At 71.5% G+C, this 25,088-nt stretch carries 24 protein-coding genes; 19 read left to right on the forward strand and 5 right to left on the reverse strand.

Annotated elements, in window-relative coordinates:
- Positions 1-83: 83 nt before the first annotated feature.
- The 13 genes from BJ965_RS31210 (at position 84) to BJ965_RS31270 (ending at position 13,194) form a co-directional block, all read left to right on the forward strand.
- Complete coding sequence (locus tag BJ965_RS31210) at positions 84-1,061, forward strand: helix-turn-helix transcriptional regulator (RefSeq protein WP_184913316.1); 978 nt, start codon at positions 84-86, stop codon at positions 1,059-1,061.
- A gap of 17 nt (positions 1,062-1,078) precedes the next feature.
- A complete protein-coding gene (locus BJ965_RS31215) occupies positions 1,079-2,155 on the forward strand; it encodes a helix-turn-helix transcriptional regulator (protein WP_313667318.1) in 1,077 nt (358 codons plus the stop codon).
- Between the two features lie 136 nt (positions 2,156-2,291).
- Entirely contained in the window at positions 2,292-2,552 is a 261-nt protein-coding gene (locus BJ965_RS31220) for a hypothetical protein (protein ID WP_376777986.1), read from the forward strand.
- A gap of 45 nt (positions 2,553-2,597) precedes the next feature.
- Positions 2,598-2,792, forward strand: a complete 195-nt coding sequence (locus BJ965_RS31225) for a hypothetical protein (protein WP_184913323.1) — start codon at positions 2,598-2,600, stop codon at positions 2,790-2,792.
- A gap of 258 nt (positions 2,793-3,050) precedes the next feature.
- The gene (gene tatA, locus BJ965_RS31230) at positions 3,051-3,332 is read left to right on the forward strand and encodes a Sec-independent protein translocase subunit TatA (protein WP_184913325.1); all 282 of its coding nucleotides are present in this window, start codon (positions 3,051-3,053) and stop codon (positions 3,330-3,332) included.
- 47 nt (positions 3,333-3,379) lie between these two features.
- Entirely contained in the window at positions 3,380-4,342 is a 963-nt protein-coding gene (gene tatC, locus BJ965_RS31235) for a twin-arginine translocase subunit TatC (protein WP_030848652.1), read from the forward strand.
- A gap of 31 nt (positions 4,343-4,373) precedes the next feature.
- Positions 4,374-5,264, forward strand: a complete 891-nt coding sequence (locus tag BJ965_RS31240; protein WP_184913327.1) for a diacylglycerol kinase — start codon at positions 4,374-4,376, stop codon at positions 5,262-5,264.
- A 40-nt stretch (positions 5,265-5,304) separates the two neighbouring features.
- Entirely contained in the window at positions 5,305-8,154 is a 2,850-nt protein-coding gene (locus BJ965_RS31245; protein WP_184913329.1) for a DEAD/DEAH box helicase, read from the forward strand.
- A gap of 398 nt (positions 8,155-8,552) precedes the next feature.
- Entirely contained in the window at positions 8,553-10,193 is a 1,641-nt protein-coding gene (locus BJ965_RS31250; protein ID WP_184913331.1) for a sensor histidine kinase, read from the forward strand.
- Positions 10,190-10,597: a roadblock/LC7 domain-containing protein gene (locus BJ965_RS31255; RefSeq protein WP_030848665.1), complete on the forward strand. Its 408-nt coding sequence runs from the start codon at positions 10,190-10,192 to the stop codon at positions 10,595-10,597. Before BJ965_RS31250 ends, BJ965_RS31255 begins: the two co-directional genes overlap by 4 nt.
- Positions 10,594-10,992 carry a DUF742 domain-containing protein gene (locus BJ965_RS31260; protein ID WP_184913333.1) on the forward strand — a complete coding sequence of 133 codons (399 nt, stop codon included), beginning with the start codon at positions 10,594-10,596 and terminating at the stop codon, positions 10,990-10,992. The genes BJ965_RS31255 and BJ965_RS31260 overlap by 4 nt, the downstream gene beginning before the upstream one ends.
- On the forward strand, positions 10,973-11,593 hold the full coding sequence (locus BJ965_RS31265; protein WP_030848671.1) for a GTP-binding protein: 621 nt from the start codon (positions 10,973-10,975) through the stop codon (positions 11,591-11,593). Before BJ965_RS31260 ends, BJ965_RS31265 begins: the two co-directional genes overlap by 20 nt.
- A gap of 62 nt (positions 11,594-11,655) precedes the next feature.
- Positions 11,656-13,194: a cytochrome P450 gene (locus BJ965_RS31270; protein ID WP_184913336.1), complete on the forward strand. Its 1,539-nt coding sequence runs from the start codon at positions 11,656-11,658 to the stop codon at positions 13,192-13,194.
- On the opposite strand, the gene BJ965_RS31275 is transcribed toward BJ965_RS31270, so the two are convergent.
- Positions 13,188-14,180: an RluA family pseudouridine synthase gene (locus BJ965_RS31275; protein WP_184913338.1), complete on the reverse strand. Its 993-nt coding sequence runs from the start codon at positions 14,178-14,180 to the stop codon at positions 13,188-13,190. The genes BJ965_RS31270 and BJ965_RS31275 overlap by 7 nt on opposite strands.
- 171 nt (positions 14,181-14,351) lie before the next feature.
- Between BJ965_RS31275 and BJ965_RS31280 the strand changes: the two genes are divergently transcribed.
- On the forward strand, positions 14,352-14,933 hold the full coding sequence (locus BJ965_RS31280; RefSeq protein WP_184913340.1) for a GNAT family N-acetyltransferase: 582 nt from the start codon (positions 14,352-14,354) through the stop codon (positions 14,931-14,933).
- A 28-nt stretch (positions 14,934-14,961) separates the two neighbouring features.
- Here BJ965_RS31280 and BJ965_RS31285 read toward each other — a convergent pair whose 3' ends face one another.
- The gene (locus BJ965_RS31285; protein ID WP_184913342.1) at positions 14,962-15,804 is read right to left on the reverse strand and encodes a siderophore-interacting protein; all 843 of its coding nucleotides are present in this window, start codon (positions 15,802-15,804) and stop codon (positions 14,962-14,964) included.
- A gap of 79 nt (positions 15,805-15,883) precedes the next feature.
- Positions 15,884-16,813 (reverse strand): 5'-3' exonuclease, encoded by a 930-nt coding sequence (locus BJ965_RS31290; RefSeq protein ID WP_246548381.1) that lies wholly within the window; start codon positions 16,811-16,813, stop codon positions 15,884-15,886.
- Between the two features lie 196 nt (positions 16,814-17,009).
- Between BJ965_RS31290 and BJ965_RS31295 the strand changes: the two genes are divergently transcribed.
- The 4 genes from BJ965_RS31295 to BJ965_RS31310 all read left to right on the forward strand — a co-directional run bounded on the left by BJ965_RS31295 (position 17,010) and on the right by BJ965_RS31310 (position 22,323).
- The gene (locus BJ965_RS31295; protein ID WP_184913346.1) at positions 17,010-18,101 is read left to right on the forward strand and encodes a quaternary amine ABC transporter ATP-binding protein; all 1,092 of its coding nucleotides are present in this window, start codon (positions 17,010-17,012) and stop codon (positions 18,099-18,101) included.
- On the forward strand, positions 18,094-20,709 hold the full coding sequence (locus BJ965_RS31300; RefSeq protein WP_184913348.1) for an ABC transporter permease/substrate binding protein: 2,616 nt from the start codon (positions 18,094-18,096) through the stop codon (positions 20,707-20,709). The genes BJ965_RS31295 and BJ965_RS31300 overlap by 8 nt, the downstream gene beginning before the upstream one ends.
- A 328-nt stretch (positions 20,710-21,037) precedes the next feature.
- A complete protein-coding gene (locus BJ965_RS31305) occupies positions 21,038-21,607 on the forward strand; it encodes a helix-turn-helix domain-containing protein (protein ID WP_030848692.1) in 570 nt (189 codons plus the stop codon).
- Positions 21,604-22,323, forward strand: coding sequence for a helical backbone metal receptor (locus tag BJ965_RS31310; RefSeq protein ID WP_184913350.1), 720 nt, complete (start codon positions 21,604-21,606; stop codon positions 22,321-22,323). Before BJ965_RS31305 ends, BJ965_RS31310 begins: the two co-directional genes overlap by 4 nt.
- Here the strand turns inward: BJ965_RS31310 and BJ965_RS31315 are convergent.
- Positions 22,235-23,386, reverse strand: coding sequence for a TDT family transporter (locus BJ965_RS31315; protein WP_184913352.1), 1,152 nt, complete (start codon positions 23,384-23,386; stop codon positions 22,235-22,237). The two genes, BJ965_RS31310 and BJ965_RS31315, sit on opposite strands and share 89 nt — an antisense overlap.
- A 70-nt stretch (positions 23,387-23,456) precedes the next feature.
- On the opposite strand from BJ965_RS31315, the gene BJ965_RS31320 reads away from it, so the two are divergent.
- Complete coding sequence (locus BJ965_RS31320) at positions 23,457-24,386, forward strand: LysR family transcriptional regulator (RefSeq protein ID WP_030848702.1); 930 nt, start codon at positions 23,457-23,459, stop codon at positions 24,384-24,386.
- Positions 24,387-24,408: 22 nt separating this feature from the next.
- On the opposite strand, the gene BJ965_RS31325 is transcribed toward BJ965_RS31320, so the two are convergent.
- Complete coding sequence (locus BJ965_RS31325; RefSeq protein ID WP_184917714.1) at positions 24,409-25,083, reverse strand: gamma-glutamyl-gamma-aminobutyrate hydrolase family protein; 675 nt, start codon at positions 25,081-25,083, stop codon at positions 24,409-24,411.
- Positions 25,084-25,088 lie beyond the last annotated feature (5 nt).

Genomic DNA, 25,088 nt, shown 5'->3' on the forward strand with positions numbered 1-25,088 from the left:
GCATGGGCCCTCGGCTTTTGCCGTGCCACCGTGTGGCGGTACGGTCATCGCTCGTAAGCACCATAGGGAGGCGAAGCGCGTCGATGGCCATTGCCAAGGCCGAGCGGCTGATGAACCTGGCGCTGTGTCTGCTCGGGACACGCCGGCCGCTCAGCAAGCGTGAGCTACGCGACTCCATCGAGGCCTACGTCGAGGCCTTCGGGCCGGGCAACGGCGCGACCGGCTCCGATGATTCCTTCAACCGCATGTTCGAGCGCGACAAGGACGACCTGCGCGAGCTCGGGCTGGTCATCGAGACCGTCGAGAACCTCGACGGCGAGGTCGGCTACCTGGCCCGCCGCGACAGCAACCGCCTGCCGGCCATCACCCTGGACGCGGAGGAGGCCGCCGCCCTCGGGCTCGCCGCCAAGGTGTGGCAGCAGGCCCGGCTCGCCGGAGCGGCCAGCGGGGCCCTGCAGAAGCTGCGCGCGGCCGGACTCCCCGAGGACGTCGATCCGTACGGGTCGCACGGCGCGCTGGAGCCGCGCATCCCCGTGCACGAGGCGGCCTTCGAGCCGCTGATGCTGGCCTGCCGGGACCGCAGGCCGGTCGCCTTCGACTACCGCAAGGCCACCGCGGCCCATCCCGAGCAGCGGCACGTGGAGCCGTGGGCGCTGGAGTGCTGGCGGGGCCACTGGTACCTGGCGGGCTGGGACCGCGACCGGGGCGCGGAGCGGGTGTTCCGGCTGTCGCGGATCACCGGCAAGGTCCGCTCGCGCGGGGGCCGGTACACCGCTCCTGTGCCGGACGTCGTCACCGTCCGGGAGACCGTGGCGAGCTGGGCCGGGGAGGTCGCCGACCGCTCGGCGCGGATCCGGCTGCGTGCGGGTGCGGGTTACCCCCTTCGGGCGAAGGCCACCTCCGTCCGGGAACTCGGCGACGGCTGGGACGAGTTGGAGATTCCGTACGGCCACGGGCTGGACGCCTGGCTGGTGGAGTTCGGGCCGGACGTGGTCGTTCTGGAGCCCGCCGAGCTGCGGGCCGACGTGGTGGACCGGCTGCGGGCCGTGGCCAAGGGCTGAGGGGGAGCGGAAAGACAGTGGCAGGCAAACCGGTCAGGCCCGTGAACGCCATCGACCAGACCCGGCGGATGCTCTCGCTGGTGACGTATCTGAAGGAGCGCCCCGGAGCCCGGGTCGAGGACGTCGCGCGCGCCTTCGGTATCAGCGAGGACGAGCTGGTCTCCGACCTCGACGTGCTGCCCATGTGCGGGACGAGCTTCCGTGGCGGAGACCTGCTCGACATCGACACCGACGGCGAGCGCATCTGGTGGCACAACCCTGCCGCCCTCGCGGCGGAAGCGGCCGAGCCGCTCCGGCTCGCCGCGGACGAGGCCACCGCGCTGCTCGTCGCCGCCCGGGCCGTGTCCACGCTGCCCGGACTGCGCGAGAGCGACCGGCAGGCGCTGCTGCGGGCGACGGCCAAGGTGGAGACCGCGGCCGGCGAGGCGGCGGGCGCCAGTTCGCGCCTGTCGGTGACCTTCGAGTCCGAGGGTGGTGTGTTCGCGGACGTCGACCGGGCGATCGCCGAGCGCCGCAGGCTGTGGATCCGCTACTACTCGCCCGCGCGCGACGAGGTCACCGAGCGGGAGATCGACCCCATCCGTCTGGTCAGCGTCGGGCACACCTATGTCGAGGCCTGGTGCCGCCGTTCCGAGGCGCGCCGCACCTTCCGGCTCGACCGGGTCGCCGAGATCAAGATCCTGGACGAGCCGTCCGCGCCGCCGGAGATCGAGCTGCGGGACCTCTCGGAAGCGCTGGTGCAGCCCGCGGCCGAGGACCCGGAGGTCGTGGTCGAGGTCGGCCCAGGCGGCCGCTGGGTCGCGGAGTACTACCCGCACGACAGTGCGGATGAGCTGCCGGACGGCGGGCTGCGTATCACTCTGCGGACCCCCGATCCGGCGTCGCTGCGGCGCCTGGCCCTGCGGCTCGGGCGGGACGGCCGGATCGTCTCGCCGCCGGAGCTCGCCGACAGCGCCCGGCTGGCGGCCCGCGAGGCGCTGGCGGCGTACGACGGGATCGAGGCGACGCGGACGACTCGCGTCGTGGAGGCGGACGCGCGGGGGCCGCGCGCGGTGGGCGCGGTTCCGGACGGGCCGGGCGACGGACCCGAGTGAGCCGCCGAAGCCCGTCGGGGTCCGCGGCCGGGCACGGCCGGAGCGCGACACCGGGCGTGGCGGCCCGGAGGCGAACGACCCCAGAAAGAGGAGCGAGGGCTTGAACGAGTCGGCGACGTCCGGTGGTGCCGGGGGTATGACGGTGGAGTCCGCGTTCGCCGGGATGAGAAACGTGGCTCCGGTCGTCTTCAGGGCGGGCTGCCCCGACTGCCGTGGGTCCTTCGAGCTCGCCGCGGGCGCCCTGCGCCTGGCCATCGGCGCCACGAGCCGCACCACCTTCTACTCGTTCACCTGCCCGCAGTGCGGGGCGTCGGTCCGCAAGCCGGCGGGGGAGCGGATCGTGGAGCTGCTCACCGGCGGCGGTGTGCGGACCCTGCGGCTGCACTCCACCGTCTAGAGGGTCGGGGCGTTCGCCCGTTCAGGAAGGTCTAGGCTCGGCGTCATGTTCTGGCCGATGTTCGCGGTTGCTGTGGGTTTCGTGGGTCTCGTCGTGCTCGGGGTGTTCGCCGTGCGGGTCTTCGTGGAGGCGCAGCGGCTGGGCAGGCAGGTCACGGACTCGGCGCGCCGTATCAACCGGGCCGCCGAGGATCTGGAGCGGGCGGCGGAGACCGCGGCCCGATCCGTGGACGCTCTGTGAGCCGGCCGGGCGTCGGCCATGAGTTGCTTTTGGGACACTTCGCCCTGTCACCTGGGCGGTTCGTACAGGTACGCTGCTGGTCGCGGCCCGGTTAACGAGGCACTGGTCGCGGACGGGCGTACGCACAGGGGATGCAGAGGGATTGCCTCACGTTCACCCCCGAGCGTTACGATCGCTGCCAACACGATCGTTCGGACAGGTGTCCGACCGGTCGGACAGCACCCCACCACAGCCGCCTCGGTGAGAAGGTAAAGACTTATGTTCGGAAGGCTCGGAGCCCCCGAGATCATTCTCATCCTCGTCGTCATCATCCTGCTGTTCGGCGCGAAGAAGCTTCCGGACATGGCTCGGTCGCTCGGCAAGTCCGCCCGCATCCTCAAGAGCGAGGCCAAGGCGATGAAGGACGAGAGCAAGTCCTCCACGACTCCGGCGGGACCGCCCAACACCGACGACTCCTCGCAGCGCACCATCCAGGCAGCGCCCGGTGACGTGACCAGCTCGCGCCCGGTCAGCGAGCCCACGGACACGACCAAGCGCTGACGCAGGGCCGGTGACCTCCGGCCCGCCGCACGAGATGGGAACGTGGGTTGCTGAAGTCTGCCCGCAAGCAGGAGAGGGATCCCGAGGGGCGCATGCCCCTCGCGGAGCACCTTCGCGAGCTCCGCAACCGGCTCGCCAAGGCGATGCTGGCGATCGTCGTCGTCACGGTCTTCGCCGCCTTCTTCTACAACGACATCATCAACTTGATCACCAAGCCGATCCTCGACTCGGTCGGCTGTGACAAGACCTTCGCGGAGCTGGCCCAGTCGCAGCCCGGCGCGAAGCCCTGTGCGCAGATCACCATCAACGGCCTGCTCACCCCCTTCACGCTGGCGCTGAAGGTCTCCCTGATGGCCGGCGTCGTCCTGGCCTCCCCGATCTGGCTCTACCAGCTGTGGGCCTTCGTCGCGCCGGGCCTGCACCGGCACGAGAAGAAGTACGCCTACGCCTTCGTCGCCACGGGCGCCCCGCTGTTCATCGTCGGCGCCTACTTCGCGTACACGGTGCTTCCCACCACGGCCAAGGTGCTCCTCGAGTTCACCCCGGGCGGCACGTCCAACCTCCTTCCGCTGGACGATCTGCTCGACCTGGTCATGCGGATGGTGCTCGTCTTCGGCCTCTCCTTCGAGCTGCCGCTGCTGCTGGTCATGCTCAACCTCACCGGGGTACTGACCGGCAAGCGCATGCTCGGCTGGTGGCGCGGCATGATCATGGGCATCACGGTGTTCGCGGCCGTCGCCACCCCCAGCACGGACCCGCTGACCATGCTGGCGCTCGCGGCGCCGATCTGGATCCTGTACTTCGCAGCCGTCGCCTTCTCCCTGGTCAACGATCGTCGTAAGGCCCGACGCGAGGCCCTCGGCCCCGCCGACGACGAGGCCTCCGAGCTGGATCTCACCCCCGACGACATCGGCGAGATCGAGCCCGTGACCACCAGCCGGGCCGCGCTGCCCGAGCAGGCGAGCTCGGACCGCTCGGACCGGGTCAACGGTTATGACGACGTGACCTGAAGATCGGCAGGCAGCTCATAGGGTCGGTCGCGTGACCAGCGAGATCACCCTCTTCGTCAATCCCACCGCGGGCCGCGGCCGGGGTGCCCGCGCGGCGCAGCCGGCCGCTTCCGCGTTGCGGGCGGCCGGCTTCTCGGTGCGGACGGTCCTCGGGGAGGACCCGGCGGACGCCCTGGCACGCGCGCGTGCGGCCGTGGAGGCCGGCACGGGTGCGCTGATCGCCGTCGGGGGCGACGGGATGGCGGCCCTGGCGCTGCGGGCGGTAGCGGGCACCCGCACCCCGCTCGGCCTGGTCGCCGTCGGCACGGGCAACGACTTCGCCCGCGCCCTAGGCCTGCCGGTGCGGGAGCCGGCCGCCGCGGGCCGCATGATCGCCGACGCCCTCAAGTGCGGGCGGCTCCGCGACATCGACCTCGGGCGGGTCGGCGACCGCTGGTTCGGCACGGTCCTCGCCTCCGGCTTCGACTCCCGCGTCAACGACCGCGGCAACCGCATGAGATGGCCCACCGGCCGCCTGAAGTACGACCTGGCGATGATCGGCGAACTGGCCGGGTTCCGTCCCGTCCCGTACCGGATCCGGCTCGACGACGACGAGGTGCTGGAGGTCGAGGCGACCCTCGTGGCCGTTGGCAACGGCTCCTCCTACGGCGGAGGCATGCGGATCTGCCCCGGCGCCGACCTGACCGACGGGCTGTTCGACGTCACGGTGGTCGGGGACTGCAGCCGCGCCACGCTGCTGCGGGTGTTCCCGAGGGTGTACCGGGGGACGCACGTCGGCCATCCGAAGGTGACCGTGCTGCGGGCGGCCCGGGTCGAGATCGCCGCCGAGGGCATCACCGGCTACGCCGACGGGGAGCCGCTCGGACCGCTGCCGCTGAGCGCGCGCTGCGTGCGCGGGGGCGTGCGCGTCGTCGGCCCCTGAGCTGCGCCGATTCCGGGTTTCACAGGCACGGATCCGGATAATGATCGTCCTGTTGTCAGTGCGGCCCGGTACGCTCGAAAGCACGATGACAGAGGACCTCTCACCGGCCGAGCGGTACGCGGCAGCCCGCCTGCGGGCAGCCGAGCAGGCCACCGCGCTCGCGGGCTTCCGCGAGATGTACGACTTCGGTCTCGACCCCTTCCAGATCGAGGCCTGCCAGGCGCTCGAGGCGGGGAAGGGCGTGCTCGTCGCGGCGCCCACCGGCTCCGGCAAGACGATCGTCGGCGAGTTCGCCGTCCACCTCGCCCTCCAGCAGGGCAAGAAGTGCTTCTACACGACACCCATCAAGGCGCTGTCGAACCAGAAGTACGCCGACCTGTGCCGCCGCTACGGCGCGGACAAGGTGGGCCTGCTCACCGGCGACAACAGCGTCAACTCCGAAGCGCCGGTGGTCGTGATGACCACCGAAGTGCTGCGGAACATGCTGTACGCCGGTTCCCAGACCCTCCTGGGCCTCGGATACGTGGTCATGGACGAGGTGCACTACCTCTCCGACCGGTTCCGGGGTGCCGTATGGGAAGAAGTGATCATTCACCTTCCCGAGTCGGTCACGCTCGTGTCGCTGTCGGCGACCGTGTCGAACGCCGAGGAGTTCGGCGACTGGCTCGACACCGTCCGCGGGGACACCGAGGTGATCGTCTCCGAGCACCGGCCCGTTCCGCTGTTCCAGCACGTGCTGGCCGGGCGGCGGATGTACGACCTGTTCGAGGAGGGCGAGGGCCACAAGAAGGCCGTCAACCCCGACCTCACGCGCATGGCGCGCATGGAGGCGAGCCGGCCGTCCTACCAGGACCGGCGGCGCGGCCGGTCCATGCGCGAGGCCGACCGTGAGCGTGAGCGCCGGCAGCGGTCCCGGATCTGGACGCCGAGCCGACCCGAGGTCATCGAGCGGCTCGACGCCGAGGGGCTGCTGCCCGCCATCACGTTCATCTTCAGCCGCGCCGCCTGCGAGGCCGCCGTCCAGCAGTGCCTGCACGCCGGACTGCGGCTCAACGACGAGGAGGCGCGCGGCCGGGTCCGCACCCTGGTCGAGGAGCGCACCGCTTCCATCCCGACCGAGGACCTGCACGTCCTCGGCTACTACGAGTGGATCGAGGGCCTGGAGCGCGGCATCGCCGCCCACCACGCGGGCATGCTGCCGACCTTCAAGGAGGTCGTCGAGGAACTGTTCGTGCGCGGCCTGGTCAAGGCCGTGTTCGCGACCGAGACCCTCGCCCTCGGCATCAACATGCCCGCCCGCTCGGTGGTGCTGGAGAAGCTCGTCAAGTGGAACGGCGAGCAGCACGCGGACATCACGCCGGGCGAGTACACGCAGTTGACGGGGCGTGCGGGGCGACGCGGCATCGATGTCGAGGGCCACGCCGTGGTGCTGTGGCAGCGCGGCTCCAGCCCCGAGCACCTCGCCGGCCTGGCCGGCACGCGCACGTACCCGTTGCGGTCCAGCTTCAAGCCGTCGTACAACATGGCGGTCAACCTGGTCGAGCAGTTCGGGCGGCACCGCTCGCGCGAGCTGCTGGAGACGTCCTTCGCGCAGTTCCAGGCGGACAAGTCGGTCGTCGGCATCTCCCGGCAGGTGCAGCGCAACGAGGAGGGGCTCGAGGGCTACAAGGCCTCCATGACCTGCCACCTCGGCGACTTCGAGGAGTACGCGCGGCTGCGCCGCGAACTGAAGGACCGGGAGAACGAGATCGCCCGGCAGGGCGTGGCACAGCGGCGCGCCGAGGCCGCCGTCGCGCTGGAGAAGCTGAAGCCGGGCGACGTCATCCATGTGCCCACCGGCAAGTACGCCGGCCTGGCGCTGGTGCTGGACCCGGGCCTGCCGGCGGGCCGTTCGAACGGCCACCGCGGCTTCGAGCACCACGACGGGCCGCGTCCGCTGGTGCTGACCGCCGAGCGGCAGGTGAAGCGACTGGCGTCCATGGACTTCCCGGTGCCGGTCGAGCCGCTGGAGCGGATGCGGATCCCGAAGTCCTTCAACCCCCGCTCCCCGCAGTCCCGTCGGGACCTCGCGTCGGCGCTGCGCACCAAGGCCGGGCACATCCCGGCCGAGAAGGCCCGCAAGCGGCGCTCCCAGGCGGCCGACGACCGTGAGATCGCCCGGCTGCGGACATCGCTCCGCGCGCACCCCTGCCACGGTTGCAACGACCGTGAGGACCACGCCCGTTGGGCCGAGCGCTACCACCGGCTGCTGCGCGACACCTCGCAGCTGGAGCGGCGGATCGAGGGCCGAACGAACACGATCGCCCGGACGTTCGACCGCATCGTGGCGCTGCTGACCGAGCTGGACTACCTGCGCGGCGACGAGGTCACCGAGCACGGCAAGCGGCTCGCGCGGCTGTACGGCGAGCTGGACCTGCTCGCCAGCGAGTGTCTGCGCGCGGGTGTCTGGGAGGGCCTGGGGCCGGCCGAACTGGCCGCGTGTGTCTCGGCGCTGGTGTTCGAGGCGCGGGCCGCGGACGACGCGATGGCGCCGAAGGTGCCGTCGGGGAAGGCCAAGGCCGCGCTGGGCGAGATGGTGCGGATCTGGGGGCGGCTGGACGCGCTGGAGGAGGATTTCCGGATCACCCAGACCGAGGGGGTCGGGCAGCGCGAGCCCGATCTCGGCTTCGCCTGGGCCGCGTACGAGTGGGCCTCCGGGAAGGGGCTCGACGAGGTGCTGCGCGAGGCGGAGATGCCGGCGGGGGACTTCGTGCGGTGGTGCAAGCAGGTCATCGACGTGCTGGGGCAGGTCGCGGCGGCGGCTCCGCAGGGGTCTTCCGTGGTGAAGAACGCGCGCAAGGCCGTGGATCTGTTGCTGCGGGGAGTGGTCGCCTACTCGTCGGTGGGGTGATCGTTTGATGCGTGGGTGACCGTCGCGTGTGGTTGTTCGCGCCCACGCGGCGGAGCCGCACAATGACACAGCCCCGCGCCCCTTGAGGGCGTTGTACGGAAGCCCGTTCACCCGTCACGGTGAGTGGGCTTTCGTATGCCTGTACGTCGTCACGTTGCGCATTCGAACGATGTCGCAGCGTGCAAATGACCGAGCGTACTATCCCTTCGCGTCCGGTTTCCGGCAGTTGCTGAATATGACACGGCGATGATCCGGTCGGACTAAGCTCGCCCGCAGCGCACCGGCTTGAGATGAATTCGTGCGCTTGTTCCCCAATGTGTGGAAGATCCCGACAGCTTCATGACATACCCCCCTGCAAGTCCCCCCGAACCTCAGTCGACTCCTGTCAGAAGGCCCACATGGTGAGTGTTCAATCCCCTCCCGGTCGCCGTGAACTCCCCTACGCGCGCGTGCTGTTGCTGCCCGCCATAGTCATGGCCGCGGCGACCGGAGCCGCCGTCGCCCTGGTGGCGGAGCCGGCCCGGGGCGCCGTCGGCTGGTGCGGCGGCATTGCCACCGCGCTGGTGCTCGCGACGGCGGCCGAGGCGGCGCGCCGCGGCCGTGCGCTGCGCAACCAGCGTGTGGAGCACGCCCGGCACACCGCGCAGTTGGAACAGCGGATCGCCGCCCACGAGAACGAACTGGTCCACTTCTCCCGGGAGGTCGTGCCCGCCGCGCTCGATCTGCTGCGGACCGGAGAATCCCCCAGGGAGGTGATTCGCAAGCTCCGTCTCGCCCACCCCGCGTTCCGCGACCTGTCCGCCCCGCAGGCGGAGACGCTGCTGACGGTGCTCAAGATCGTCGACCGCGAAGTGACCATGCGTGACGCCGCCGCACGTTCCTTCGTCAGTGTCGCCCGCCGTGTCCAGGCGATCATCCACCAGCAGGCCGAGGAACTCCGGGAGATGGAGGAGGACCACGGCCGCAACCCCGAGGTCTTCGACGACCTGCTGCGCATCGACCACGGCAACGCCCTGATCGGTCGCCTGGCCGACTCCGTCTCCGTCCTCGGCGGCGGCCGCCCCGGGCGGCAGTGGCCCGAGCCGGTGTCCCTGTACAGCACCCTGCGCGGCGCCATGTCCCGCATCCTGGAGTACCGGCGCATCCAGCTGTCCTCCATCGCCAAGATCAGCGTCAAGGGCATCTACGTCGAGCCGGTCATCCACGCCGCCGCCGAGCTGCTCGACAACGCCACGCGCTACTCGCCCCCGCAGACCAAGGTGCACGTCACCGCCACCGAGGTGCAGACCGGCGTCTGCATCGAGATCGAGGACGGCGGTGTCAACCTCAACGAGGAGGCCCGCGCCCGGATCGAGGGCATGCTGGAGGCCGCCAAGGCGGGCGTCGACCTCCAGGACATCGGCGAGCACCCGCGCCTGGGACTGGCCGTCGTGGGCCGCCTCTGCACGGCGTACAACATGCAGGTCTCGCTGCGCGCCTCCGCGTACGGCGGCGTCCGGGCCATCCTCATCGTGCCGAGCGAGATGATCACCCATGAGCCCGGCGTCGGACTCGCCCACGGCATCGGCGCCACCGGCATCCCCATGACGGTCGGCATCCCCGAGGGCCCGAAGCGCGCGCCCAAGAGGCGTCGCCCCACCAGCCCGAAGATCCCCGCCACGGTCTCCATGGAGGACGACGACGTCCCCGAGGTCACCGAGTGGACCGCGAACGGCCTGCCCCAGCGCCGCAGCAAGGTGAAGATGCCCCTCGCCGAGCGGCTCGCCCAGCAGGCCGCCAACGAGAAGGCCGACCGGGAGGCCGCCGAACGGGGCGAGTTCAACCCCTGGGCGACACCGGAGCCCGAGCCCAAGTCATGGCATGACATGTCGTCCCCTGACGCCCCCGGCAAGGGCCTCGAAGCCTTCTGGGAGGGACTCAAGCAGGGCATCGAACCCGGCACTCACCCGACCGACTTCATCCGGAACCCGACCAAGTACCTGCACCTGATCAACGACCCGGCCCCCACCGAGGCCGACGACGAGGGGGACCTCAAGTGATCCAGCAGCGAGGCAACTTCGACTGGATGCTCAAGCAGCTCGCCGACGGCGTACCGGGCATCGAGATGATCGTGGTGCTCTCGGCCGACGGCCTGCGCATCGCACGCTACGGCGGCGAGCCGGACGCGGCCGACCGGGTCGCCGCGGCCTGCGCCGGCCTGCAGTCCCTCGCGGGCAGCATCTGCCAGGAACTCACCGTGGGCGACGGCGAGATGAAGCTCGTCATGATCGAGATCGACCGCGGCTACTTCTACCTCATGGGCGCGGGCGCCAACGCCTTCCTGGCGGTGCTCTCCGACGTGCGGTGCGAACCCGGCCGGATGAGCGCGATGATGCGCGACCTGGTCGTCCGGATCGGCGGTCACCTCACCAGCCCGCCCCGGCGGAACGGGCAGATCGTATGACGCCTCCGCAACGCCAGAGGCGCGACCTCGTCCCGGAACCGGCCCCGCCCCAGGGCAGCGACGGCAAACCCGGCAACCCGGAGCGGATGTACGTGGTGGCTGGCCCCGACGGTGAACGGGCCGAGCTCGACCTGGTGACGTTAATCGTGGCGCGTGCCACGGACCCGCCGCCGTCCGCCTCTCCCGAGCAGGCGGCGCTGCTCCGACTCTGCGCCGCCCCCCTGTCCGTGGCCGAGCTGTCGGCCTACCTCCACCTGCCGTTCAGCGCGATGGGCGTGCTGCTCACCGAGTTGCTGACGGCGGAACTGGTGCAGGCGCGCGCCCCGATCGTCCGCAAGGCGCGCTCCGACCGTTCCCTCCTCGAAGCGGTGATGAATGGACTACAACGGCTCTGACACCATCCCGGGCCCCCGGGCCGAGGACCAGCTGCCCCACACGGCACAGGCCGCGGCCAAGATCGTGATCGTGGGTGGCTTCGGCGTCGGCAAGACGACCATGGTCGGCTCGGTCAGCGAGATCACACCGCTGACCACCGAGGAGACCATGACGCAGGCCGGCATCGGTGTCGACGACAACTTCGGCTCCGCGTCCAAGACGGCCACCACCGTGGCCATGGACTTCGGCCGGATCAGCATCACCGAGCAGCTGGTGCTCTACCTCTTCGGCACGCCCGGCCAGCAGCGCTTCTGGTTCCTGTGGAACGGCCTGTTCGAGGGCGCGCTCGGCGCGGTGGTGCTGGTCGACACCCGGCGGCTGGAGGTCAGCTTCGACGTCATGGGGCGCCTGGAGGAGCGCGGCGTGCCGTTCGTGGTCGCCATCAACTCCTTCCCGGACGCCCCCCGTTACGCCATCGAGGAGCTGCGCACGGCCCTCGACCTCACCCCGGACATCCCGATCATCGAGTGCGACGCGCGGCGGCGGGCTTCCAGCCGCGACGTCCTGATGACGCTCATGCGCTTCCTGCACTCGCTCGCCATGACGGGCTCGCTCACCTGATCCGTGTCCGCCCACCCCACCCCTCCCCCCCATGACACCTGGAAAGCTTCGGAGCGATCACTGTGACGCCTGAATCCCACGCCCCGACCAGTACGGACGACGACCTCCGGCCCGGCCCGCCCCCCGGCTGCCCGGCGCACGGCCTCGGGCCCGGGGGACTGCACCGGCTGCACGAGGCGGAGGACCTCGGAGCGCTGTACGAGCAACTGCGGGAGCAGCACGGCCCCGTGGCGCCCGTGCTGCTCCACGACGACGTGCCGATGTGGATCGTCCTCGGCCACGCCGAGAACCTGCACATGGTGCGCTCGCCCTCGCAGTACTGCCGGGACAGCCGGATCTGGACCCCGCTCAGGGAGGGCCTCGTCAAGCCCGACCACCCGCTGATGCCGCACATCGCCTGGCAGCCCATCGCCTCGCACGCCGAGGGCGACGAGCACAAGCGGCTGCGCGGCGCGGTCATGGGCGCCATCTCCACGATCGACTTCCGCAGCCTGCGCCGCTATATCAACCGCAGTACGCAGGTGATCGTCAACCGGTTCTGCGAGGCGGGCGAGGCCGACCTGGTCAGCCAGTTCACCGAGCACCTGCCGATGGCGGTGATGTGCGAGATCCTCGGCATGCCCGACGAGTACAACGACCGGCTCGTCGAGGCCGCCCGCGACGCGCTCAAGGGCACCGAGACCTCGCTCGCCAGCCACTCCTACGTCATGGAGGCCCTGAGCCGGCTCACGGCCACCCGCCGCGCGCAGCCGGAGGAGGACCTCGCCAGCTACCTGATCACGCACCCGGCCCGGCTGAGCGACGACGAGGTCCGGGAGCACCTGCGCCTGGTGCTCTTCGCCGCCTACGAGGCCACCACCAACCTGCTGTCCAACGTGCTGCTCACGGTGCTGATCGACCCGCGCTTCCGGGCCCAGCTCAACGGCGGCCAGATGACGGTGCCGGAGGCGGTGGAGCAGTCCCTGTGGAACGAACCGCCGTTCAGCACGGTGTTCGCCTACTTCGCCAAGCAGGAGACCGAACTGGGCGGGCAGCGCATCCGCCGGGGCGACGGGCTGCTCTTCGCGCCGCTCCCGGCCAACGTCGACCCGCGGGTACGGCCGGACCTGAAGGCCAGCATGCAGGGCAACCGCTCCCACCTCGCCTTCGGCGGCGGCCCGCACGAGTGCCCCGGTCAGGACATCGGCCGCTCCATCGCCGACGTGGGCGTCGACGCGCTGCTGATGCGACTGCCGGACGTCGAGCTCGACTGCGACGAGGAGGAGTTGCGCTGGACGGCGTCCATCGCCTCCCGGCACCTGGTGGACCTGCCGGTGCAGTTCGCGCCCAAGCCGCCGCAGGACGTGCAGGAGGTGCCCAACCACAAGCCGGTCCCCGCGCAGCGCTCGGACTGGCAGATCGGCATCGCGCAGCCACAGGCCGCACCGGCCGCGGCGCAGCCCCAGCCGGCCGCGGCGCAGCCCCAGCCGGTCGCCGCGCAGCCGCAGCCGGATCCGGTGCAGCCCCGGCCGGTGCCGGTGCCGGGGCAGCCCGCCGTCGCGGAACCGGCCCGTCGCAGGGGTGCCTGGCAGCGGTTCCTGAGCTGGTGGCGCGGCTACTGACCGTCTGACGGGCCGTCGTACCCGCCGGCGGCCCACCGCTCGTACGACGCCCAGGCCGCGAGCACCCGGCCGCTGCGGAACCGGTGCTCGTCGCCCGTGACCGGGTCGGTGAACTCCAGGGACCGCGCCAGCAGTTGGAGGGGGCGGCGGAAGTCGCCGGCCGGCACGGGGGCGGTCACCTCCGGGTAGAGGGGGTCGCCCAGGATCGGCACACCCAGCGCGCTCATGTGGACGCGCAGCTGGTGCGTCTGCCCGGTGGCGGGCACGAGCCGGTACCGGGCGAGTCCGCCGGGCCCGCCCGGACGTTCGCGGTGCTCGACGGGCTCGACACGGCTCACGGCGTTGGGCTCGCCCGGAACCTCCCGGGCGGTGAGCACCCCGCGCTCCTTCACGATCCGGCTGCGGACGGTGCGGGGCAGGGTGAGGGCGGGGTCGTAGGGAGCGACGGCCTCGTACTCCTTGCGGATCCGGCGGTCGCGGAACAGCGTCTGGTACGCCCCGCGCACCTCGGGACGCACGGTGAACAGCACGAGTCCCGCGGTGAGCCGGTCCAGCCGGTGCGCCGCGGTGAGTTGGGGGAGGTCCAGCTCGCGGCGGAGCCGGGCCAGCGCGGTCTCGGCGACATGGCCGCCACGCGGGGTGGTGGCGAGGAAGTGCGGTTTGTCGGCGACGACGATGTGTTCGTCCCGGTGCAGGACCCGCACCGGGAAGGGCACCGGCACCTCGTCGGGCAGGTCCCGGTGGAACCACACGTACATCCCCGGCACGAAGGGCGCGTCCGCGGCCACGGGCCGTCCGTCCGCCCCGACGATCCGGCCCGCGTCGAACATGCCGTCGACGACTCCGGCTCCCGCTCCCGAGAGCCGCTCGACCAGATGCGCGCGCACCGTGTCCCACGTCCCCTCGGCGGGCAGCCGCACCCGCACCGGGTCCACCCCGTGGCGCTGCGGCAGGGGAGAGGGCGGGGTGGGGGTCTTGCGTCTCATCGCGGCCCAGCGTACGAGGCGGCTGTACGGGGGCGGAATCCCGAGGTGCGCAGGACGGTACCCCCCCGGTGCGCAGGGTCGAAACCCGCGGTGCGCGAAGCGGAGACCCCGGGTCTGGCCGGGGTGAAAAATGACGGGGGCCGCCCGGCCGGCCCCTGCCAGGATGCGGGCATGCCGTATCTCATCAGCCCGGTCCTGACCGCGGGGACCCTCGCGGCCCGCCCGCAACCGACTCTCCCCGCCGACGGCGGACTCGTGCTGCGCCCCTGGCGGGCGGCGGACGCGCCCGCGGTGTACGAGGTCTTCCAGGACCCCGTGATGCACCAGTGGCACGCCCGGTCGGCGGACTCCGTGGCGGAGACCGCTGAGTGGATCCACGCCTGGCACCAGGCGTGGGTGGGGAAGCGGGAGGCGCACTGGGCCGTGGCCGACGCGGAGTCCGCAGAGCTGCTGGGCCGGGTGGCGCTGCGCGAGCTACGGCTCGACGACGGGACGGCGGAGGTGGCGTACTGGACCGCCCCGCAGGCACGGGGCCGGGGCGTCGCCGTCCGCGCCACGACCGCGCTGACCCACTGGGCGTTCGACGAGATCGGCTTCCACCGCCTGGAGCTCCTGCACGCCGTGCGCAACGAGGCGTCCTGCCGCGTCGCCTCCAGGACCGGTTTCGCCCTGGAAGGCACCAAGCGCAGTGCGGTCCTGCAGCCGGACGGATGGCACGCCATGCATCTGCACGCGCGGATACGGGGGGACTGAGCCGGTACCGCGGCGCGCCGGTGAGCCGTCAGGCCGCGGACACGTTCTCCTGCTCCGCCTCGATCCGGGCGTTCCACTCGCGCTTGGATGCCTGCCAGCCGTCCTCGTCGTGGCCGCGCCGCCAGTAGCCGGAGATCGAGAGGTCATCGCGCGCGACATGGCGCTCGACGCGCAGCAGATGGCGCAGCTGCTTGACGAAGTGCGCCTCGCCGTGGACGAAGGCGTGCACACGGCCCTCGGGGAAGTCCAGGTTCCGTACGGCCTCGACCAGCGCCTCGCCCAGCGGCCGGGCGCCGCGGCGCAGCCAGACGACCTCCACGTCCGAGTCGATCTTCTGCTCCTCCTCGGGGCCGGAGACCTCCACGAAGGCGTACGCCCTGGCCCCGCGGGGCAACGCCTCCAGGGCGCAGGCGATCGCGGGCAGCGCGCTCTCGTCACCGACGAGCAGATGCCAGTCGGCGCTCTGGTCGGGTGCGTAGGCCCCGCCGGGTCCCATGAAGCGCACGGTCTCGCCCGGCCGGACACGCATGGCCCACGGGCCCGCCAGGCCCTCGTCACCGTGGATGACGAAGTCCAGCGTCAGCTCGCGGTGCTCGGCGTCCCACTGACGGACCGTGTAGGTCCGGGTCACCGGCCACTGTTCGCGCGGCAGCTCGTCCCTGACGCGTTGCAGGTCGAAGGGTTCCGGATAGGTGACACCCGCGGGCGGGAACAGCAGCTTCACGTAGTGGTCGGTGCACGCGCCCGCCGCGAAGTCGGCGAGGCCCTCGCCGCCGAGCACCACGCGCTGCATGTGCGGGGTCAGCCGCTCGGTGCGCACGACCTGCGCGGAGTGGAGCCTGCGCGGCTGGCGTCCCGGTCGCTCTGCCATGAGGACCTCCCTGTCTCACATAGTTAGGGTAACCTAAGTTAGCACCCTGCCCCCACTTCACACCTCTTGTGGCGAGAGATCACGCCGAGAGCGTCGCCATCAGTCGTTCCAGGGACCCGCCCAGTCCCCAGCGGGCCGCCAGCGCCTGGAGGGCCGCCGGGTCGCGCGGCGTGCGGGGCAGCGCCGTGGACACGTCGGGCAGGGGTACGTCGTCCGCGACGCGGACCACCTTCGGCGCGACCGCGAGATAGGGACGCGCCTCGTCCAGTCGCCTGCGCTGGGTCGGCGTCAGCTTCGACCCCCGGTCCTCGATCGCCGCCATGATCCCGGCCAGGTCGCCGAACTCGGCCAGCAGCTTGGCGGCTGTCTTCTCACCGATGCCCGGCACGCCCGGCAGGCCGTCGCTCGGGTCGCCGCGCAGCAGGGCCAGATCCGCGTACCCCCTGCCGTCCACCCCATACTTCTCACGCAGCACCGCCTCATCGGTGTGCTGCAGCGTGCCCACACCCTTCAGCGGGTACAGCACGCGCACCCCGCGTGCGTCGTCCACCAGCTGGTACAGGTCACGGTCGCCCGTGACGATGTCGACCGGGCCTTTCGCCCCGGCGGTGAACGTGCCGATCACGTCGTCCGCCTCGTAGCCGGCCACGCCCACGCGGGCGATGCCCACCGCGTCCAGCACCGCCTCGATGACCGGCACCTGCGGGGACAGCGTGTCGGGCACCTCCTCCTCGTCCGGGCCCACCGCGTGCTCCTCGGCGACGCGGTGCGCCTTGTAGGAGGGGATCAGATCCACCCGCCACTGCGGCCGCCAGTCGGCGTCCATGCAGGCCACCAGGAGGTCCGGCCGGTGATCCTTGACCAGGCGGTCGATGAAGTCGAGCAGTCCGCGCACGGCGTTCACCGGCGTGCCGTCCGGGGCCCGGACCGAGTCCGGGACGCCGAAGTAGGCGCGGAAGTACAGGGAAGCGGTGTCGAGGAGCATCAGTCGTCCGGTCACGCCACGCATCATGCCGTACGCCGCCGACAGCGACTCGCCGCAGCGCAACGCGTTGCGCGCTGCGGTTTCGGTGTGAAGCGTCTCACTTTCGAGTTTGCTGCAGGGGATCGGGGGGAGGCGCCGCCCGGAGCGAGGCTGGTTGCGTATTTCAACTGTTTGCGCCCTGTCCTCGCTCTGTTCTGTTGCCGTCGAAATAGAGGTGCACGTGTCAGCAACGCTCGAGGCTGAGAGCCTCTACAAAGTGTTCGGCAGAAGACCGGACCGAGCGGTCGAGCGGCTCCGTGGCGGAGCCGACCGAGAGGAACTGCGCGCCGAGGGCACGACCGCCGCCGTGATCGACGCGTCCTTCACCGTGGAGCCCGGCCAGATATTCGTCGTCATGGGCCTGTCCGGCTCCGGCAAGTCCACCCTGCTGCGCATGCTGAACGGCCTGCTCGAGCCGACCGCCGGGCATGTGCGCTTCGACGGCCAGGACCTGACCACGCTCGGCGCCCGCGAACTGCGCGAGGTCCGCTCCAAGAAGATCAGCATGGTGTTCCAGCACTTCGCGCTCTTCCCGCACCGCAGCGTGCGCGAGAACGCCGCCTACGGTCTGGAAGTGCAGGGCGTGCCCCGCGCCGAGCGCGCACGCCGCGCCGACGAGGCGCTCGCCCTGTGCGGCCTGGCCGGCTGGGAGAAGTCCTGGCCCGACGAGCTGTCCGGCGGCATGCAGCAGCGCGTCGGTCTCGCCCGCGCGCTCGCCACCGACGCCGACCTGCTGCTGATGGACGAGTCCTTCAGCGCCCTGGACCCGCTGATCCGCCGTGACATGCAGGACCAGCTGCTGGAACTCCAGCAGAAGCTCAAGAAGACGATCGTCTTCATCACCCACGATCTGAACGAGGCCATGCGCCTGGGCGACCGCATCGCCGTCATGCGCGACGGCCGCATCGTCCAGATCGGCACCGCCCAGGACATCCTGCTGCGGCCGGAGAACGACTACGTCGCCTCCTTCACCCAGGACGTCGACCGCTCCCGCGTCCTGACCGCGAGCGAACTCATGGACACCTCGGTCACCGCCGACGACCCCGGCTGCCACTGCGAGACCGCGACGGCCGACACCCCCTTCACGGAGCTGTGCGCCATCAGCGCCCGGCTCACCCACCCCGTCTCGGTCGTGGACAAGGACAACAAGCAGATCGGCGTCGTCCCCCGGCAGCGCCTGGTCGGCTTCCTCGGCGACGAGCAGGACGCCAGCCCGGAGCCCTGCGACTCCCCGCGGGACAAGGGCGGAGAGAAGGTGACCGCCCGTGCCTAGGATTCAGCTCGGCAGCTGGGTCAACGACGCGGTCGACTGGCTCACCACCCACATGGCGTGGCTGTTCGACTTCTGCAAGACCGTCTTCCTCGGCCTCTACGACGGCATCAACGCCGTCCTCCAGGCCCCCGAACCGCTGCTCCTCGCCGGCATCTTCGCCGTGATCGCCTTCTGGCTGCGCGGCACCCTCGCCGGTGTCCTCACCTTCGCCGGATTCGCGTTCATCGACTCCCTCGAACTGTGGGAGAACGCGATGATCACCCTGGCGCTCGTCCTGGTGGCGACCGTCATCGCGCTGGTGATCTCCATACCCGTGGGCATCTGGGCGGCCCGCTCGGACCGCGTCAGCGGTCTGGTCCGGCCCGTGCTGGACTTCATGCAGACGCTGCCCGCGATGATCTACCTCATCCCGGCGATCCTGTTCTTCGGCACCGGCGCCCCCGCGGGCATCGTCGCCACCCTGATCTTCGCGCTCGCCCCGGGCGTGCGCATGACCGAGCTGGGCATCCGGCAGGTCGACAAGGAACTGGTCGAGGCGGCCGAGGCGTTCGGCACCTCGCCCCGCAACACGCTGCTGCGCGTCCAGCTCCCGCTGGCCCTGCCCACCGTCATGGCCGGCATCAACCAGGTCATCATGCTCGGCCTGTCCATGGCCGCGATCGCCGGCATGGTCGGCACCGGCGGCCTCGGCGGCGACGTCAACGAGGCCATCGGTCAGCTCAACGTGGGCCTCGGCTCCGAGGCCGGTGTGGCGATCGTGATCCTCGCGATCTATCTGGACCGCATGACCAGCGCCCTGGGCACCCAGGTCTCCCCGCTCGGCCGCCGCGCCGCCGCCAAGCTGCGCGCCGCCCAGGGGCTGAAGATCTGGTCGTACCGGCCCCGACCGGCCGTCGCCATGATCGGCGTCGTCGTCCTCGCGCTCACCGCGGGCGGCATGGGCGCCTTCGGCGGCGGCACCGGCACCGAGGCCGTGGCGGACGGCAAGAACGTCGGCCAGGGCAAGAAGATCACCATCGGCTACATCCCCTGGGACGAGGGCGTCGCCTCCACCTTCCTGTGGAAGGAGGTCCTGGAGCAGCGCGGCTACGAGGTCGAGGCCAAGCAGTTCGACGCGGGTCCGCTGTACACCTCCCTCGCACAGGGCGACATCGACTTCCAGACGGACGCCTGGCTGCCCACCACCCACGCCCAGTACTGGAAGAAGTACGGCAAGCAGCTCGACGACCTCGGCGCCTGGTACGACAAGACGTCCCTGGAGCTCACCGTGCCCGCCTACATGAAGGGCATCGACTCCCTGGCGGACCTCAAGGGCAAGGCCTCCGAGTTCGGCGGCAAGATCACCGGCATCGAGTCCAGCGCCGGCGAGATGGCCCTGCTCAAGAGCAAGGTCCTCAAGGAATACGGCCTCGACAAGGAGTACGAGGTCGTCGACAGCTCCACGCCGGCGATGCTGGCCGAGCTGAAGCGCGCCTACGCCCAGAAGAAGCCGATCGTCACCACGCTCTGGTCGCCGCACTGGGCGTACAACGACTACGACCTCAAGAAGCTCAAGGACCCGAAGGGCGCCTGGGGCGAGGGCGACGGCGTGCACACCCTGTCCCGCAAGGGCTTCGCCGACGACGACCCCACGGTCGCCACCTGGCTGAAGAACTTCGGCATGAGCGAGCAGCAGCTCACCAGCCTCGAAGCCGAGATCAACAAGGCGGGCAAGGGCAACCAGCAGGACGCCGTCCGCGCCTGGCTGAAGCAGAACCCCGGAGTGGTCGACAAGATGGCCCCGGTGAAGAACGCCGGGGGCGGTACGCCCGCCGAGGCCGAGCAGCCCCTGGACGTCGCCTGGTTCCCCTGGGACGAGGACATCGCCGTCACCTACCTCTGGAAGAACGTCCTGGAGCGGCGCGGCTACAAGCTGAACCTGAAGCAGATGGACGTCGGCCCGGTCTACACCGGTCTGGCCTCGGGCGATCTCGACCTCAACTTCGACGCCTGGCTGCCCTACGCCCAGAAGAACTACTGGGACAAGAACAAGGACCGGCTCAAGGACCTCGGCACCTGGTACGAACCGACCTCCCTGGAGCTCGCCGTACCGTCCTACGTGAAGGGCGTGGACTCCCTGGAGGACCTCAAGGGCAAGTCCTCCACCTTCAAGGGGAAGATCATCGGCATCGAGCCGGGCACCGGCGAGATGGACCTGCTGAAGAACGAGGTCCTGCCCGGCTACGGCCTGGACGAGGAGTACGAGGTCGTCGACGGCTCCACGCCCGCGATGCTGGCCGAGCTCAAGCGCGCGTACGCCAAGAAGGAGCCGATCGCCGTCACCCTCTGGTCGCCGCACTGGGCGTACAGCGACTACAAGCTGACCAAGCTGAAGGACCCCGAGAAGGCCTTCGGCGAGGGCAACACGATCCGCACCATCTCCAACGAGAAGTTCCCCGAGGAGTACCCGCAGCTCACGAAGTGGATCAAGAACTTCAAGATGAGCGAGGACGAGCTCGGCACGCTGGAGAGCGCGATCAAGGACCGCGGTCAGGGCCATGAGGAAGAGGCCGTGGCCGAGTGGCTCGAGCAGCACCCGGACATGGTGCAGCGCATGACACCGCAGTAGGGTTCCGGGGTGGGACGCGCGACACGCCGCGCCCCACCCCGCCCCCGGTTCCACGAGCGGGATCCGGACAACCACAGAGCGCTACGCGACCCCCAGAACCCCCTCTTCCCGCCTGTTCCTCCCACGGGAGGATCACCTGCCCCACCCCCTTCGGGGCGGACCCCCTGGCGCGAAGTGTGAGGCCGTGCACCGTCCCGTACGACGTCGATGTGACGGGCGCATGAAACGGTTTGCCGGACGTGCGTAGGGTGCAGACAACTCAACAGGAGCAGTGCGCCGGGACACCGCCGCACGGGGAGCGGATCGGGCGAAGGAGGGAACCGGAGCGATGGGCGACCACAAAGAGCAACCCCTTCGGGTGGGCGCGGCCGTGCGCCGGCGGCGCCGCGCGCTCGAGCTCACCCTTGCCGTCGTGGCCGCGCGCAGCGGCCTGTCCGTCCCGTTCCTGAGCCAGATCGAGAACGACAGGGCGCGGCCCAGCACCAGCTCCCTGGAGAAGGTCGCCGACGCCCTGCGCACCACCGCCGTGGAGCTCCTCGCCGCCGCCGACCCGGCGTGCAGCGTGGACGTCGTCCGCGCCGACGGCACCGAGCCCCAGCCTCAGCCCCGGACCCGCTCCCTGGTCCGCGGCCACCACCAGATGCATGCCTCCGAGTTCACCGGCGACCATGACGCGGGCCGTGAATTCCAGTACCGCAACGACCAGTTGATGTACGTCGCCGACGGCGCGGTGGAGATCGAGGCGGAGGGCCGCGCCTACCGCCTGGGCCGCGGCGACACGCTGTACCTGACCGGTGGCGTACGGCACCGCTGGCGGGCGGCCGAGTCGGACACCCGCGTGGTCGTCGTCGCCGTGGCGGAGCACATCGAGGCGGTCCGGGACCGGCCTCGCCGGTGAGGGTCGTCTCGCTGGTCCCCTCGCTGACCGAGGCCGTGGCCCGCTCCGCGCCCGGAGCCCTCGTCGGCGCCACCGACTGGTGCACGCATCCCCCGGGCCTGGACGTCGTACGCGTCGGCGGCACCAAGAACCCCGAGACCGGCCGGATCCTCTCCCTCGCGCCCGACCTGGTGATCGCCAACGAGGAGGAGAACCGCGCACCCGACCTCGCGGCCCTGCGTGCCGGGGGCGCCGAGGTCCTCGTGACGGAGATCCGCGACGTGCCGCAGGCCTTCCGGGAACTGGCCCGGGTACTGGACGCCTGCGGCGTGACGGCCCGGCCGCGCTGGCTCGGCGAGGCGGAGCAGGTCTGGTCGTCCCTGCCGGAGCCCGGGACCCGGCTCACCGCGGTCGTGCCGGTCTGGCGCCGGCCGTGGATGGTCCTGGGCCGCGACACCTTCGCCGGCGACGTCCTCGCCCGCCTCGGCGTCGACCACGTGTACGCGACGCACCCCGACCGCTACCCGCGCGTCCCGCTCGACGAACTGCGCGCCTCGGCACCGGACGCGGTGGTCCTGCCGGACGAGCCGTACCGCTTCACCGCCGACGACGGCCCCGAGGCCTTCCCCGGCGTGCCCTGCGCGCTCGTCAGCGGACGGCACCTGACGTGGTACGGGCCGTCACTGGCCGAGGCGCCACGGGTGCTGGGCGGGGCGCTGCGAGCAGTTCGCCCCTGAGCAGCCCGCGCACGGTGCCCACGACGGCCGTGCCCCACGCCGCGACCAGCACCGCGTAGAGCAGGACCGCCGGACCCGCGTAGACGACGAGCCCGGTGTGCCGGGCCAGCGCCTCGGCGCCCGTGACACAGGTACCGACCGGGAACGTGAACGACCACCAGGTCATCGAGAATCGCATGCCGTGCCGCCGTGCGCGGACGACATGGGCGGTGGCCAGGCAGAACCAGAGCAGTGCGAACCCCAGCACGGGCACGCCGTAGAGCACGGCGAGGGCGGTGAAACCCTCGCTGTACGGCGTCGGTACGACCCCGGGCGCCACGTCGGCGAAGGCGCCGACGGCGGTGGTGGACTGCCCGAGCGGCCCGAGCACCAGGAACAGCGTCGGGGTGAGGGCGAGGGGCAGCGGTCCGCCGGTGAGCGACCGGGCGAAGACCAGCGGCAGCATGACCAGGGTCGCGAGCAGGCTGAGCCCGAACAGTGCGAAGCAGCCGAGCAGCAGCGTCTCCCGGGCCTGACCGGGCGGCAGATGCGGCACCAGCAGCGGCCCGACGGCGGCCGACACCATCGGCGCGACGAGCGGCAGCAGCCAGACGGGCGTGGCCTGCCCCGGCTCCACCCGATGCCGTACGGCCATCAGATACGGAACCACGACCGCCGCCGCGAGCCCGACAACCGTGCCGGCGGTGAACAGCACCGCGTCGAGTGCCACGGCCGCCCGCAGCCCGATCCAGTCCCGGCCGACGGTGAGGGCACCGCCGCCCACGGCCAGCAGGGCCATGGCGAGGCAGCCGTAGAAGGGCGCCGCCGCCGGGTCGAGGAGGTGGGAGCGGGCCTGGTCCCGGTGCCGGCTCCAGTGCACGGCCCGCGCGCCGAGCAGGGTCACGAGCAGCGCGAGCGACAGCGCCCAGACCGCCGTGAGCACGTCGCGCAGCCCCGGGACGTGTGGTGCGAGGGCACTCCCGGCGGTGGCGACGACGGCGGTGCCCATGACCGTGGCGTACCAGTTGGGTCCGAGATGGCGGACGGAGAGCGCATAGGGGCGGGGCTGGGCTGCGGTGACCATGACTCCACGGTGGGGCCGGGGCAGGCGCACCACCAGGGATCATGCCTCTATGGCGGCATAAGCTGGGTTTATGAGCAACGCGGATGAGCAGACCGGGCCGGCGGTCACCGGCTCCGTGGCGCACCGGGTGCCGGATCTGGGCGCGCTGGAGCTGCTGCTGGCGGTGGCGCGACTGGGCAGTCTCGGTGGCGCGGCGCGGGAGCTCGGCATCACCCAGCCCGCGGCGAGCAGCCGGATCCGGTCGATGGAGCGACAGCTCGGCGTGGCACTGGTCGACCGCTCGCCCCGCGGGTCCCGGCTGACGGACGCCGGGGCGCTGGTGACGGACTGGGCGCGGCGGATCGTGGAGGCGGCGGAGGCGTTCGACGTGGGGGCGCAGGCGCTGCGCGACCGGCGCGACTCCCGGCTGCGGGTCGCCGCGAGCATGACCATCGCCGAGTATCTGCTGCCGGGCTGGCTCCTCGCGCTGCGCGCGCAGCGGCCCGACACGGCGGTGTCGCTGCACGCGGGGAATTCGACGGTGGTGGCGGAGCGGCTGCTGTCGGACGAGGCGGATCTGGGGTTCGTGGAGGGGCTGTCGGTACCGGCCGGCCTCGACTCGGCGGTCATCGCCCACGACCGGCTGATCGTGGTGACCGCGCCGGGGCATGCGTGGGCCCGGCGGCGGCGGTCGCTGGCGGCGGAGGAACTGGCGTCGACGCCTTTGATCCTCCGCGAGAAGGGGTCGGGGACGCGGCAGGTGCTGGACGCGGCGCTCGGCGGGCTGGCCCGGCCGCTGATCGAGCTGTCCTCGACGACGGCGGTGAAGGCGGCGGTGGTGAGCGGGGCGGGGCCGGCGGTGCTGAGCGAGCTGGCGGTGGGGGAGGAGCTGGCGATGCGGCGGCTGGTGTCGGTGCCGGTGGAGGGCGTGGCCCTGGCACGGGATCTGAGGGCGGTATGGCCGACGGGGCATCGCCCCACGGGTCCGGCACGGGACCTGCTGTCGCTGACGCGGGGGTAGGTTCTCGCCGCCGTGGAGCCGGTCAGGCCTTGGCCGCCGCCTCCACCAGTGCCCTCGTCACCCGCACGTCCTCGCCCATCTCCGGATGCCACTGCACCCCCAGGACCCAGTCGGCGGAGGGCAGTTCCACCGCCTCCACCGTGCCGTCCGCCGCGTACGCCGAGGGGATCAGGCCCTCGCCCAGGCGGTCCACGGCCTGGTGGTGATACGTCGGTACGAACGTCTCCTCCGGGACGACACCGGCGTACAGACTCCCCGGCACCGGCTTGACGGCATGCCCGCCGAAGACGCCCACCACCTCGGCGTGCCCGTCGATGTGCTGCACGAGCGTCCCCCCGAGAGCGACGTTCAGCAACTGCATGCCCCGGCAGATCCCCAGCAGCGGCACCCGGGCCGCCAGCGCCGCCTCGATCAGGGCCAGCTCCCACGCGTCCCGCTCCGGCGCCGGCGGCCCCGTCCGCGGCTCGCGTTCCGCCCCGTAGCGCACCGGGTCGACATCCGGCCCGCCCGCGATGACCAGCCCGTCCAGCCGGGCCACGGCCTCCGCGGCGTACCGGGTGTCGTCCGGCGGCAGCATCGCGGCCAGGCCGCCGGCCCGCTGCACCAGCCGGGGGTAGCCGACCGGCAAGAGGGCGGCCTCCAGCTCCCACACCCCCCAGCGCGCACCGGACTCCAGGTAGGTGCTGACCCCGATCAACGGCC

Source organism: Streptomyces luteogriseus, from assembly GCF_014205055.1.
GTDB classification, from domain to species: Bacteria; Actinomycetota; Actinomycetes; order Streptomycetales; family Streptomycetaceae; genus Streptomyces; species Streptomyces luteogriseus.

What these genes read in the sequence shown, in the direction of transcription:
- BJ965_RS31290 (WP_246548381.1), bottom strand. Translation starts at nt 16,813, where the DNA reads ATGCGTGGCGTGACCGGACGACTGATGCTCCTCGACACCGCTTCCCTG.
- BJ965_RS31265 (WP_030848671.1), top strand. Translation starts at nt 10,973, where the DNA reads ATGGACTACAACGGCTCTGACACCATCCCGGGCCCCCGGGCCGAGGAC.
- BJ965_RS31220 (WP_376777986.1), top strand. Translation starts at nt 2,292, where the DNA reads ATGACGGTGGAGTCCGCGTTCGCCGGGATGAGAAACGTGGCTCCGGTC.
- BJ965_RS31225 (WP_184913323.1), top strand. Translation starts at nt 2,598, where the DNA reads ATGTTCTGGCCGATGTTCGCGGTTGCTGTGGGTTTCGTGGGTCTCGTC.
- BJ965_RS31320 (WP_030848702.1), top strand. Translation starts at nt 23,457, where the DNA reads ATGAGCAACGCGGATGAGCAGACCGGGCCGGCGGTCACCGGCTCCGTG.
- BJ965_RS31245 (WP_184913329.1), top strand. Translation starts at nt 5,305, where the DNA reads ATGATCGTCCTGTTGTCAGTGCGGCCCGGTACGCTCGAAAGCACGATG.
- tatA (WP_184913325.1), top strand. Translation starts at nt 3,051, where the DNA reads ATGTTCGGAAGGCTCGGAGCCCCCGAGATCATTCTCATCCTCGTCGTC.
- BJ965_RS31285 (WP_184913342.1), bottom strand. Translation starts at nt 15,804, where the DNA reads ATGGCAGAGCGACCGGGACGCCAGCCGCGCAGGCTCCACTCCGCGCAG.
- BJ965_RS31260 (WP_184913333.1), top strand. Translation starts at nt 10,594, where the DNA reads ATGACGCCTCCGCAACGCCAGAGGCGCGACCTCGTCCCGGAACCGGCC.
- BJ965_RS31250 (WP_184913331.1), top strand. Translation starts at nt 8,553, where the DNA reads ATGGTGAGTGTTCAATCCCCTCCCGGTCGCCGTGAACTCCCCTACGCG.
- BJ965_RS31275 (WP_184913338.1), bottom strand. Translation starts at nt 14,180, where the DNA reads ATGAGACGCAAGACCCCCACCCCGCCCTCTCCCCTGCCGCAGCGCCAC.
- BJ965_RS31305 (WP_030848692.1), top strand. Translation starts at nt 21,038, where the DNA reads ATGGGCGACCACAAAGAGCAACCCCTTCGGGTGGGCGCGGCCGTGCGC.
- BJ965_RS31315 (WP_184913352.1), bottom strand. Translation starts at nt 23,386, where the DNA reads ATGGTCACCGCAGCCCAGCCCCGCCCCTATGCGCTCTCCGTCCGCCAT.
- BJ965_RS31280 (WP_184913340.1), top strand. Translation starts at nt 14,352, where the DNA reads ATGCCGTATCTCATCAGCCCGGTCCTGACCGCGGGGACCCTCGCGGCC.
- BJ965_RS31210 (WP_184913316.1), top strand. Translation starts at nt 84, where the DNA reads ATGGCCATTGCCAAGGCCGAGCGGCTGATGAACCTGGCGCTGTGTCTG.